This window comes from Pseudomonas sp. NPDC089401, assembly GCF_044749485.1.
Taxonomy (GTDB): domain Bacteria; phylum Pseudomonadota; class Gammaproteobacteria; order Pseudomonadales; family Pseudomonadaceae; genus Aquipseudomonas.
Genome location: NZ_JBIVIA010000002.1, coordinates 345,846 through 356,657, shown reverse-complemented (window position 1 = coordinate 356,657; position 10,812 = coordinate 345,846). Strand labels below are relative to the sequence as shown.

Annotated in this window: 13 protein-coding genes; 9 read left to right on the top strand and 4 right to left on the bottom strand. The window is 65.6% G+C overall.

Annotation, left to right across the window (positions count from 1 at the left end):
* Positions 1-32: 32 nt before the first annotated feature.
* From ACIP21_RS05835 to fliR, 9 genes are all read left to right on the top strand, one after another.
* Positions 33-647, top strand: a complete 615-nt coding sequence (locus tag ACIP21_RS05835) for a hypothetical protein (protein ID WP_400685065.1) — start codon at positions 33-35, stop codon at positions 645-647.
* A 27-nt stretch (positions 648-674) separates the two neighbouring features.
* A complete protein-coding gene (locus tag ACIP21_RS05830; protein WP_400685062.1) occupies positions 675-995 on the top strand; it encodes a hypothetical protein in 321 nt (106 codons plus the stop codon).
* A 356-nt stretch (positions 996-1,351) separates the two neighbouring features.
* Positions 1,352-1,813, top strand: coding sequence for a flagellar basal body-associated FliL family protein (locus tag ACIP21_RS05825; protein WP_400685060.1), 462 nt, complete (start codon positions 1,352-1,354; stop codon positions 1,811-1,813).
* 4 nt (positions 1,814-1,817) lie between these two features.
* Positions 1,818-2,894, top strand: coding sequence for a flagellar motor switch protein FliM (gene fliM / locus ACIP21_RS05820; RefSeq protein WP_400685057.1), 1,077 nt, complete (start codon positions 1,818-1,820; stop codon positions 2,892-2,894).
* Positions 2,887-3,351, top strand: coding sequence for a flagellar motor switch protein FliN (gene fliN / locus ACIP21_RS05815; protein ID WP_400685054.1), 465 nt, complete (start codon positions 2,887-2,889; stop codon positions 3,349-3,351). The genes fliM and fliN overlap by 8 nt, the downstream gene beginning before the upstream one ends.
* Positions 3,348-3,755 carry a flagellar biosynthetic protein FliO gene (gene fliO / locus ACIP21_RS05810; RefSeq protein WP_400685051.1) on the top strand — a complete coding sequence of 136 codons (408 nt, stop codon included), beginning with the start codon at positions 3,348-3,350 and terminating at the stop codon, positions 3,753-3,755. Before fliN ends, fliO begins: the two co-directional genes overlap by 4 nt.
* Positions 3,752-4,501, top strand: a complete 750-nt coding sequence (fliP, locus tag ACIP21_RS05805; protein ID WP_400685049.1) for a flagellar type III secretion system pore protein FliP — start codon at positions 3,752-3,754, stop codon at positions 4,499-4,501. Before fliO ends, fliP begins: the two co-directional genes overlap by 4 nt.
* 19 nt (positions 4,502-4,520) lie before the next feature.
* A complete protein-coding gene (gene fliQ / locus ACIP21_RS05800; RefSeq protein WP_400685046.1) occupies positions 4,521-4,790 on the top strand; it encodes a flagellar biosynthesis protein FliQ in 270 nt (89 codons plus the stop codon).
* Positions 4,791-4,795: 5 nt separating this feature from the next.
* Positions 4,796-5,584: a flagellar biosynthetic protein FliR gene (fliR, locus tag ACIP21_RS05795; RefSeq protein ID WP_400685044.1), complete on the top strand. Its 789-nt coding sequence runs from the start codon at positions 4,796-4,798 to the stop codon at positions 5,582-5,584.
* A gap of 172 nt (positions 5,585-5,756) precedes the next feature.
* Here fliR and flgL read toward each other — a convergent pair whose 3' ends face one another.
* From flgL to ACIP21_RS05775, 4 genes are all read right to left on the bottom strand, one after another.
* A complete protein-coding gene (flgL, locus tag ACIP21_RS05790; RefSeq protein ID WP_400685042.1) occupies positions 5,757-6,953 on the bottom strand; it encodes a flagellar hook-associated protein FlgL in 1,197 nt (398 codons plus the stop codon).
* Positions 6,954-6,976: 23 nt separating this feature from the next.
* Complete coding sequence (gene flgK, locus ACIP21_RS05785; RefSeq protein WP_400685040.1) at positions 6,977-8,587, bottom strand: flagellar hook-associated protein FlgK; 1,611 nt, start codon at positions 8,585-8,587, stop codon at positions 6,977-6,979.
* Between the two features lie 183 nt (positions 8,588-8,770).
* Positions 8,771-9,685 (bottom strand): flagellar assembly peptidoglycan hydrolase FlgJ, encoded by a 915-nt coding sequence (gene flgJ, locus ACIP21_RS05780; protein WP_400685038.1) that lies wholly within the window; start codon positions 9,683-9,685, stop codon positions 8,771-8,773.
* On the bottom strand, positions 9,685-10,806 hold the full coding sequence (locus ACIP21_RS05775; RefSeq protein WP_400685035.1) for a flagellar basal body P-ring protein FlgI: 1,122 nt from the start codon (positions 10,804-10,806) through the stop codon (positions 9,685-9,687). Before ACIP21_RS05775 ends, flgJ begins: the two co-directional genes overlap by 1 nt.
* Positions 10,807-10,812 lie beyond the last annotated feature (6 nt).

The window sequence follows — 10,812 nt, the reverse complement described above, 5'->3', positions numbered from 1 at the left end:
GAGGTTAAGTCTGGTCGATGTCAAGGTATGACTTGGTTGTTTACAGGGATAAGTTTCGCGTATTCCGATTTTCGTCATGTGACTTCATCAGAGGCTTGCCGGCTAACGAAGATGATGAATTTCTGACGCTGGCGGCAGTGAGCGACACGGGCGAGGTCGGATTCCGGGCAACGCAGGCATCGCACGCGTTTATGCACCGCTTGCTCGATGCCTGCTATTTCTGGGATTACTTCAAGCAGTGTATGTGCAGGCCTGGCACGTTCGACCAAATGGGATGCCCGTCGTTTATCTTCATGGCTGAGCGTGGCGCATTGGAGCCACTACTGGAAGAACATGACCGTTATGTGCTGCAGTGCAAAAAGCACAAGGTGCTGTCCAGGTACCGTGCTGTAGCCCCTCCAGCGCCGTCTCTGCTTTCTTCCTTTTTGGAGAGTGATTGCCGCGTGATGGGGGCGGAACTCTATGAGTATCTTTTGTCACGCTGCTGTTTTTTCGGCGTGAACGTCCGTTCCGGCGAACACGGCTGGGGTGCCTATGACCTGATTTCTGCCGATATGGACCGTGTGTTGGGCATCATTTCCGAATGGGCAGCACCTCATGGTGCAATCAGGCAGGTCGCTGTAACGCAAGCGCTTCCATTCTATTAGCCGTTGACTCGCCATGGAGACAATCACATGGACCTCGTGACACTGGAGCAAATCCTTCAAGCCCCCGGTCATCACGCGGGTTGGCTTTACCTTCCCGCACAACCCTGGGGGCTCGCAACACAGGGGGTGTTTGCATTGGACGACAAAGACGCAGACCCGGCCGACGACCCTACGCCTCAGGTGGCACGGCAGAACCATTGGCAGGAAGTGCTCGACAGCGACACGATCGAAGATATCGTTGCAAATGCCAGAGCGCAGATACCGAATTCAACGCTCCAGCAGTTGCTGGAGGCGTTTGTGTACTACGTCGAACAGGATGCATTTATCCGGTTCGACTCCACTATCTGATATGACGGTGCTGTGACTGGCTGTTCGGTCGTTTAGGTTGAGTCCGCCGATGTTCCATAGCGCTGGCTGGCACCGGCTTTGCCGGTGTTCGCGGGCAAGCCCGCTCCCACAGGGGACGCGCTAGATTCTAGAAATTGAGCAAGACAGTTGCTCTCGCAGGGCTGCACTGCCTTCGCGTTCGCGCGGTCCCTGCAGGAGCGAGCAAGAGCTTGCTGCCACAGGAGACCATGCCAGCCTTCAGTCCGTGACCAAAGCCACAAGCTAAGCCGCATAACCCCCGCTAATCCCGCCTTAACCCCTCCCGCCCGCTGTTCATACTTGCGCCCTTTCGAATCGCTCCCCCAAGGCTGCAGCCCATGCCCACCACCAAGAAAGTCTGGCTCTGGTTCATCCCCATTGCCCTGGTCGCCGCTGCGGCCAGTTCCGCCGGTGTGTACGCCTACGTGATGCGCGAGCGGGCCCATGCCCAGCACCTCGGCGCGGCCCGCAAGGTGCCGCAGGCGCCGCTGCTGGTCAGCGTTGCGCCGATGACCGTCAACCTGCGCAGCCCCGATGGCGAGGCGAACATGCTGTATGTCGGCTTCAACCTCGAAGTCGGCGACGAGGCCACGCGCAAGCTGCTGGAGCTGTACATGCCGAAGATCCGCAGCCAGCTGCTGACCGCCCTCAGCGGCCAGGACAGCAGCGCGCTGACCACACCCGCGGGCAAGGACGCGCTGGCGGCGAGCATCCTCGCCCTGCTGCGCCAGGCCATGAGCAGCGAGCAGCCCGACCTGGCGTTGCTCGGCGTGCTCTACACCGACTTCATCGTGCAGTAAGCCCATGTCCACCAACGACATGCTCTCTCAAGAAGAGATCGACATGCTGCTGCGCGGCGGCGATGACCTGGACACCAGCGGCATCGACGACGACAGCTTCGACTTCGCCGACGACCTGGGCGCCGACCCGGAGCGGGTGCGGCCCTACGACCCGGCCACCCAGCACCGGGTGATCCACGAGCGGCTGCACACCCTCGACATCATCAACGGCCGCTTCGCCCGCTACTTCCGCATGAGCCTGTTCAACCTGATCCGGCGTAACGTGGACATCACCTTCAAGAACATCGGCTACCAGAGCTTCAGCGAGTTCTCGCTGCACCTGCCGATGCCGTCGAACATCAACCTGCTGGCCATGAAGCCGTTGCGCGGCACCGCCCTGGTGGTGTTCCCGCCGAGCGTGGTGTTCATGGTGGTCGACAACCTGTTCGGCGGCGACGGGCGCTTCGTCACCAAGTCCGAGGGGCGCGAGTTCACCAGCACCGAGCAGCGCATCATCCGCCGCCTGATGGGCCTGGCGGTGGATGCCTTCAGCGATGCCTGGAAGTCGGTCTACCCGCTGGAGATCGAGTACCTGCGTTCGGAGATGCAGGCCAAGTTCGCCAACATCACCGGCTCGCCCAACGAAATCGTGGTCAATGCCACCTTCCACCTGGAGGTCGGCAACCTCTCCAGCGATTTCAACATCGTCATTCCCTACCTGATGATCGAGCCGATGCGCCAGCTGCTCAGCGGCCCGCTGACCGACGCCAACCCCGAGGAGGAGCGCCAGTGGAACCGGCGCATGGCCGACGAGATCACCCAGTCGCAGGTCGACCTGATCGCCGACTTCGTCGAGGTCGAGTCGCGCCTGGGCCAGGTGATGGCGCTGAAGGTCGGCGACGTGCTGCCCATCGAGCTGCCCGACAGCGTCAAGGTGCGGGTCGACGGGGTACCGGTGATGACCTGCGAGTACGGCAGCTACAACGGCGCCCGCGCCTTGCTGGTGAAGGAGTTGATCGATCACTCCATCGGCAAGCCTTCTTCTTCCAGCCGATTCGTCAAGGGCCACCTGCCCAAAGCCAAGGAATCCGATCATGAGTGACCCGAACACCCCAGAACCGCGCGAAGACGACGAGTGGGCCAGCGCCCTGGCCGAACAGGGTGCCGCCGACGCCGCCGAAGACCCCTGGGCCGCGGCCCTGGCCGAGCAGCAGGACGCCGAACCGGCGCCTGCCGCCAGCCCCGCGCCTGGCGCCGTGTTCAAGCCGCTGGGCGCCGTGCAGGCGCAGGCCTCGCCGCGCGAGCTGGAAATGATCATGGACATCCCGGTGAAGCTCAGCGTCGAGCTGGGGCGCACGCGCATCACCATCAAGCAGCTGCTGGAACTGGCCCAGGGCTCGGTGCTGGCCCTCGATGGCCTGGCCGGCGAGCCCATGGACATCCTGATCAACAGCTACCTGGTCGCCCAGGGCGAAGTGGTGGTGGTGGATGACCGCTATGGCATCCGCATCACCGAGATCATCACGCCGTCCGAACGCGTGCAGAAGCTCAACCGATGAGCACCGCCAATCCGCTGACCGTGCCCGCCAGCCTCGGCGTGCCCGCCGACAACCTGGTCGGCCTGGGCGTGCTCGGCAAGACCGCCCTGGCCCTGGGCGTGGTGATGGCCTGCGTGCTGTTGTTCGGCTGGCTGGCTTCTCGCATCGGCGCACGCCCGTCGTCCGCCGCCAGGCTGGTGCAGGTGGTGGCCAGCACGCGGGTAGGGCAGCGCGAAAAAGTGGTGGTGGTGGACGTGCAGGGGCGTCGCCTGGTGCTGGGCGTCACGGCCCAGCAGGTGACCTGCCTGTCGGACCTCGAAGCACCAGCGGCAGACCCGCAGGCCGTGGTCGAAACCGCCGGGCGCGGCTTTGCCCAGCGCCTGGTCGAGGCGCTCAAGCAGGGCGGCCCGGAGTCGCGCGCATGATTGCCAAGCGCTTGATCTGCATGCCACTGCTATTGCTGAGCGTGCTGCCATCCGCCCAGGCGGCCCCGGCCCTGCAAGGCCTGGCTGGCTTCACCGGCCAGGCCGGCGGCGAGCAGTGGTCGCTGAGCCTGCAGACCTTGCTGCTGCTCAGTGCCATGGCTTTTCTGCCGGCGGTGTTGCTGATGATGACCGGCTTCACCCGCATCATCATCGTGCTCGGCCTGCTGCGCACCGCCATCGGCACCACCAGCGCGCCACCCAATCAAGTGCTGCTGGGGCTGGCGCTGTTCCTGACCTTCTTCGTCATGTCGCCGACCCTGGAGCAGGCCTACAAGACCGCCTGGGTGCCGTTCTCCCAGGACGAGATCGGCGTCGAGCAGTTTCTCGACCAGGGCAGCCAGCCGTTTCGCACCTTCATGCTGGCCCAGACCCGCCAGACCGACCTGGCCCTGTACGCCCGCCTGGCACGCCTGAACAAGCTCGAAGGCCCCGAGGACTTGCCCATGCGCGTGTTGCTGCCGGCCTTCGTCACCAGCGAACTGAAAACCGCCTTCCAGGCCGGTTTCACCATCTTCATCCCGTTTCTGATCATCGACCTGCTGGTGGCCAGTGTGCTGATGGCGCTGGGCATGATGATGGTGCCGCCGTCGACCATTTCCCTGCCGTTCAAGCTGATGCTGTTCGTGCTGGTGGATGGCTGGCAGCTGCTGCTGGGCTCGCTGGCCCAGAGTTTCTACCCGGTATGACCCTGCGAGGACGGCTGCGATGACCCCGGAAATGGTGATGGACCTGGCCTACAAGGGCATGCGCATGAGCATGGCCCTGGCTGCGCCGATCCTGCTGGTGACCCTGTGCATCGGCCTGCTGGTGAGCTTGTTCCAGGCGGCCACGCAGATCAACGAATCGACCCTGTCGTTCATCCCCAAGGTCGCCGGGGTGTGCCTGGTGCTGATCCTGGCCGGGCCGGCGCTCATGGAGATGCTGGTGGACTACACCCGGGCGCTGTTCGGCAGCCTGCCGCAACTGGTGGGTTGAGGGCGTTGATCACCTTTGGCTGGGACCAGCTGCAACTGTGGGTGAGCGCGCTGTTCTGGCCGTTCTGCCGGCTGCTGGCGTTTTTCATGAGCGACCCGATCCTGGGGCACAAGAATATTTCCAGCCAGGTGAAGGTGGGGCTTTCGCTGTTGCTGGCCTTCCTGCTCGCGCCCAACCTGCCGCCGATGCCGCAGATCCCGCTGATTTCCTGGGCGGGGTTGGGGGTGGTGGTGGAGCAGTTGCTGATCGGCATGTCGCTGGGCATGGTCATGCGCATCACCCTGGCGGTGGTGGAGATGGCCGGGGAAATCTGCGGCATGCAGATGGGCCTGGCGTTCGCTTCGTTCTTTTCCGCCGACACCGGCACCAACAGCCAGGTGTTGTCGCGTTTTCTCAGCCTGGTGACGATCCTGATGTTTCTGGCGTTGGGCGGGCACCTGATGGTGCTGGAGCTGCTGGCCTCGACCTTCAGCCGCCTGCCGGTGGGGCAGTTCGGCTTTGACCCGCAGGCGTTCGACCAGCTGGCGCGCCATGGCGGCACTATCTTCCTGAGCGGTTTGCTGCTGGCGCTGCCGATGGTGGGGGCGTTGCTGATCATCAACCTGGCGATGGGCATCCTCAACCGCGTGGCGCCGCAGCTGACGGTGTTTTCCGTGGGGTTTCCGGCGACGCTGTTCGTGGGGATGTTGCTGTTGACGGTGTTGGTGGGGGACTTGGGGCAGTTTCTGGCGGGGTTGCTGTATCAGGCGCTGCACTTCATGGAAGCCCTGATCGCAGGGCTCGGGCCTCCCTGATCACCTGTGCTGGCCTCTTCGCGGGTAAACCCGCTCCCACAGGTACCTCGCTGCCCTTGAGCATTGTGCAGTCCCTGTGGCTCCCACAGGTACCTCACTGCCCTTGGCATTGTGCGGTCCTTGTGGGAGCGGGTTTACCCGCGAACACGGGCGCAGCCCGTGCCATGCTCCATCAGATGTATTCGAACAGCGACAGCTGCTGCACGCTGGCAAAGGTCTGCTGGGCCGCCTGCATCGACACCTGCAAGGTCACGTAGCGCGAGATCGACTCGGTGTAGTCGGCATCCACCAGCCCCGACAGGCGCTCGGTGTAGCTCAGCGCTAGGTCGTCGCCGATGGTGTCGAGCACATCCACCTGGCTCAACCGCGTACCCACCGAGGTCAGCACCGTCAGCACATTGTCCTGGGCATTGCTCAGCTCGCGGCTGGAGGTCGACAGGGTGTTGCTCAGCGCTGCCTGGTCGGCATCGTCCTCGATCGGCGTCTGCAACGCCGTGATCAGGTTCTGCAAGGTGGCGAACACGTCCGGGTCGGCATCGGCGGCGGCGCTGACGCTCAGGCTGTCGCCATCGGCCGGGGTGCCGCTCAGGGTCAGGCTCAGGCCGTTGATCTCCAGGGTTTCGCCGTCGGTGTAGGCCACCGGGTCCTGGCCGTCGACGCTGTAGGTGGTGGCGCCGTCGGCATCGACGCCGAAGGTCAGGGTGAAGGCCTCGCCGTAGTTGGCGGCGCTGCTGTCGGCGATATCCGGGCCGTTGAAGGTCAGGCTGCCGCTGTTGTCGCCGGCCTCGGCGATGAAGCCGGCGCTGCTGCTCACCGACAGGAACACCGTGGCGCCGTTGTCGCCGCTGGCCATGCTCTGGGTGGCGCTGACCTGCTGGCTGACTACGTTGCTGTCGCCCTGGTAGATCATGGCGCCGTCGGCGTCTGCGGCAAACGCCGGGGTCTGGCTCTGGTAGCCGGAGAACAGGTAATTGCCGTTGCTGTCGGTGCTGTTGGCCAGGGTCACCAGGGTGTCGTAGACGCCTTGCAGCGAAGTGGCGAGGGATTCGCGGTCGGCGTCGCTGAGGGTGCCGTTGCCGGCCTGCACCACCAGGCTCATGGCGCTGGTGATGGCGTCGTTGATGCTGTCCAGGGTGCTTTCTTCCTGGGACAGCGAGGTGGTGATGGCGGCGCGCGAATCGGCGTACTGCTCGTTGGCGGCGATCGACTGGCGCACGGTCACCGCCTGGGCGGCGGCCAGGGAGTCGTCCGACGGGTTGACCACGCGGGTGCCGCTGGACACCTCCAGCGCGGCTTCCTGGTAGGCGGCCTGCTGGGACAGCATGGAATTGAGGTTCTGGTTGTAGATGGTCGCACTGCTCAGGCGCATGGCGGGGTCTCCTGGGGTGGCGATCAGTTGATGTCGAGGATGGTGTCGAGCACCGTGGTGCCCACTTCGACGATCTTCGCGCAGGCCTGGTAGTACTGCTGGTAGACGATCAGGTTGGCGGCTTCCTCGTCGAGGTTCACCCCCGATTCCGACTGTTGCAGGGTGGTCAGCTGGTCGGTCAGCGCCGACTGGGTTTCGAGCTGCGCGGCGACGCGGGTGGCAGTGCTGCCGACGTTGCTCACCAGCGACGAGTAGGTTTCGCTGAGGGTGGCGCTGCCGCCGACGATGTCGCTGGTCTGCAGGGCGAGCATGGCCAGGGCGTTGGTGTTGTCGCTGCTGCCGCTGGAGGTGCCGGCGGCGATCTGTTCGCCTTCGGTGAGCAGCGAGGTGAAGCTGCTGGCGGCGTTGCGGGTGGGCTGCACGAGGAAGCTGTCGCCGTTTGCCGGGGTGCCGCTGAGGGTCAGCTCGACGCCGGCGAAGCTGAGGGTGCCGCTGTCGCTGTCGTAGCTGGCATCGACGCTGGCGCCGGTGTCGTTGCGGGTGACCGTGTAGCCGTCGCTGTCGGACCAGGTCACGGTGTAGTCGCTGCTGGTCAGGGCGCTGACGTCATCGCTGAAGGTGGCGGTGGCGGTGGCCGTGCCGGTATTGCCGGTGTTGCCGGTCACCACCGGGTCGGCCACCGAGAACATCGCCGTGCCGGTGTCGCCATTGAGGTCGATGCCCTGGGCTTGCAGGCTGTTGAACGCCTGGGTCAGCGACACGGCCATCAGCCCCAGCTCGTTCTGGGTTTCGGCCAGGGTGGTGTCGCGGAATTCGATCAGGCCGCCGAGCGAGCCACTGTCGAGCACGCTGTCGTCCAGGGTGACGCTGTTGCCAGCGGCATCGACGTAGCTGATCGAAGACTGGCTGGCGTCGCTGGCCGAGGGCTGGGTGGTCAGCGAGAAGCTGTCGCTGCCGGAGACCAGGGCCATGCCGTTGCTCAGCGATACCGTGTAGCTGCCGTTGTCCTGCACGGTGACATCCACCGCCACCAGCTCGCTGAGCTGGCTCACCAGCAGGTCGCGCTGGTCGAGCAGGTCGTTGGCGCTGCTGCCCAGGGTCTGGGTCAGGCTGATCTGGTTGTTGAGCGTGGCAATCTGCTCGCTGAGGTCGTTGACCTGGTCGACCTGATCGTCGATCTGGTTGTTGACGTCGTCGGCCATGGCCGAAAGGTAGCTGCCCAGCTGGTTGAACTGGCTGGCCAGGGTTTCGGCGGAGCCCACCACTTCCTCGCGGGCCGCGGTATCGCTGGCGTCGGATGTCAGCGTCTGGATCGCCGAGAAGAAGTTCTGCAGCAGTGCGTCGAGGCTGGCGTCGCTGTCGGCCAGCAGGCTGTCGATCTGGTCGACCTCGGTCTGCTGGGTGGACAGCGCGCTTTCGGCGCTGATCGAGCCGTTGAGCTGGGTGGTGACGAACTGGTTGTACTCACGGCTGACGCTGGACACCTGCACGCCGTTGCCCGCGGTCGACTCGCTGAAGTTGGCGACCTGGCGGGTATAGCCGTCGGTGTAGGCGTTGGTGGTGTTGTTGCTGCTGGTGGTGAGGGCGATCTGCGCCGCCGTGAGGCCGCTGACGCCAATGGAGATGAGGCTCATCGAAAAACTCCTGGGCTACATGGTGCGCACATCGGCCCCGGGGCGGGGGTCTTGAGTTTGAGCGAAACAGTTTTTTCATCCGGCCTGAGCAAGGCGCGTACCCTGTGGGAGCGGGTTTACCCGCGAACACCGGCAGAGCCGGTGCCATCCACCGCGTCGCCTGCTTCGCGGCTAAAGCCGCTCCTACAGGGGGGGCGCGTTGCGCGTGCGGGCGATGGTGGCCATGACACCGATCAACTTGTCGGCGTAATGCGGGTCGGTGGCGTAGCCGCCCTGCTGCAGGGCCTGCGCCGCTTGCGCGCTGTCTTCGGCACTGCGCGCCGCCGCGTACCCAGGCCGCGAGCGGATCAACCGCGCATAGTCGTCGAACGCCGCCTGGGCGCTGGGGTAAACGCGGAAACTCTCCACCTGCTTTTGCGCCTGACCGTCGACATACTCGGTGGTCTGCACCTGGGCGGTCTCGCCCTGCCAGTTGGCGCCGGCCTTGATGCCGAACAGGTTGTGGCTGTCGGCGCCGCTGGCGGTGGTGATGCGCCGCCGGCCCCAGTCGGTCTCCAGCGCAGCCTGGGCCAGGATCAGCTCGGCGGGCACGCCGCTGCGGCGCTCGGCGAGCTGCGCCGGGCCTGCCAGGCGGGCGACGAAGTCTTCCACATGCTCGGCCCGCTCGCTGTTGCCCGAGCGCACTTCATAGCGCTTCCAGGCCTCGAAGGCCGGCGCCTGGCGGGTAAGGCCGGCGAACGGCGAATCGCTGGCGGCGACCGCCTGGTCGAGCAGGTTGCCGTTGCCGGCGCCGGGCACATGGCCGGTCAGGCTGCGGGTCAGTTGCTCGGCCAGGCCCATGCCGCGCCCGGCCAGGTTCTGTGCCCACTGCTGGTCGAGCATTTCGGTGTACAGCTCGGTCTGCGAGTCGCTGGACAGCTGCGACTTGGGGATCGCCTCGCGCATGCTCTTGAGCATGGTCTGCAGGAACAGCGCCTCGAACTGTTTCGCCGCTTCCTTCAGCCCCGCCTCGCCATCGCGCCCGGCCTGGCTGCGCAGGCGCTGCAAGCCCTGCACGTCCATGGCGAAGCCGGCGGCGCCGCCGTTGCCCAGGCTCATCAGATGATCTCCAGTTCGGCGCGCAGGGAGCCGGCGGCCTTCAGGGCCTGGAGGATCACCATCAGGTCCTGCGGGGTGGCGCCCAGGGCGTTGAGGCCCTTGACCACGTCCATCAGCTCGGCGCTGTCCTCCAGCACATGCAGGGCGCGGCTCTGGGTCTCGATGGAAATGTTGCTGTTGGCGCTGGCGGCGGTCTGCCCGCCGCTCAGGGCACCGGGCTGGCTGACACTGTTGGTGGTGTCGATGGTCACCGACAGGTCGCCGTGGGTGACGGCGGCGCGGCGCAGCTTCACCGAGCCGTTGAGCACCACCGAGCCCGTGCGCGAATCGAGGATGACCTTGGGCCGTGCCTCGATCGGCAAGACGTCGAGGCTATCGATGCGGGCCATGAAGTTGACCCGTTCGTTGGCCGACAGCGGCCCCTGGATCTGCACCAGGCCGCCGTCCACCGCCGAGGCCACGGTGCCGCGCATGGCGCTGTTGATGGCGAACACCACGCGCTGGGCGGTGGCCGGGTCGGGTTCGCGCAGTTGCAGTTCGAGCAGGCCGTGCTGGCTGCCGAGGTTAAGCGGCACTGTCTGTTCCACCACTGCGCCGCGGCTGATGCGCCCGCCGGCCAGCTGGTTGATCTGCACGCTGCTGCCGTTTGCCGAGGCGCCGGCGCCACCGACCAGCAGGTTGCCCTGGGCCACGGCATAGACGTCGCCATCGGCGCCCTTGAGCGGGGTCATCAGCAGGGTGCCGCCGCGCAGGCTGCGGGCGTTGCCGATGGACGAGACGACCACGTCGATCTGCTGGCCGGGGCGGGTCAGCGGTGGCAGGTCGGCGGTGACGATCACCGCGGCGATGTTGCGCATCTGCATGTTGGCGTTGGCCGGCAGGGTCAGGCCCAGCTGCGACAGCATGTTGGTCAGGCCCTGCTCGGTGAACGGGCTCTGGGTGGTCTGGTCGCCGCTGCCGTCCAGGCCCACCACCAGGCCGTAGCCGACCAGGTTGTTGCTGCGGATGCCGGCGAAGTCGGCGATGTCGCGGATCTGCTCGGCCTGGCCGCTGGTGGCCAGCAGCAGGGCGCAGCCGCCGAGCAGCAGGCGCCGCAGGCGGCGGGAAAGGGGCTCAGCCATGGTTCA

What these genes read in the sequence shown, in the direction of transcription:
- ACIP21_RS05830 (WP_400685062.1), top strand. Translation starts at nt 675, where the DNA reads ATGGACCTCGTGACACTGGAGCAAATCCTTCAAGCCCCCGGTCATCAC.
- ACIP21_RS05825 (WP_400685060.1), top strand. Translation starts at nt 1,352, where the DNA reads ATGCCCACCACCAAGAAAGTCTGGCTCTGGTTCATCCCCATTGCCCTG.
- fliM (WP_400685057.1), top strand. Translation starts at nt 1,818, where the DNA reads ATGTCCACCAACGACATGCTCTCTCAAGAAGAGATCGACATGCTGCTG.
- fliN (WP_400685054.1), top strand. Translation starts at nt 2,887, where the DNA reads ATGAGTGACCCGAACACCCCAGAACCGCGCGAAGACGACGAGTGGGCC.
- fliO (WP_400685051.1), top strand. Translation starts at nt 3,348, where the DNA reads ATGAGCACCGCCAATCCGCTGACCGTGCCCGCCAGCCTCGGCGTGCCC.
- fliP (WP_400685049.1), top strand. Translation starts at nt 3,752, where the DNA reads ATGATTGCCAAGCGCTTGATCTGCATGCCACTGCTATTGCTGAGCGTG.
- fliQ (WP_400685046.1), top strand. Translation starts at nt 4,521, where the DNA reads ATGACCCCGGAAATGGTGATGGACCTGGCCTACAAGGGCATGCGCATG.
- flgL (WP_400685042.1), bottom strand. Translation starts at nt 6,953, where the DNA reads ATGCGCCTGAGCAGTGCGACCATCTACAACCAGAACCTCAATTCCATG.
- flgK (WP_400685040.1), bottom strand. Translation starts at nt 8,587, where the DNA reads ATGAGCCTCATCTCCATTGGCGTCAGCGGCCTCACGGCGGCGCAGATC.
- flgJ (WP_400685038.1), bottom strand. Translation starts at nt 9,685, where the DNA reads ATGAGCCTGGGCAACGGCGGCGCCGCCGGCTTCGCCATGGACGTGCAG.
- ACIP21_RS05775 (WP_400685035.1), bottom strand. Translation starts at nt 10,806, where the DNA reads ATGGCTGAGCCCCTTTCCCGCCGCCTGCGGCGCCTGCTGCTCGGCGGC.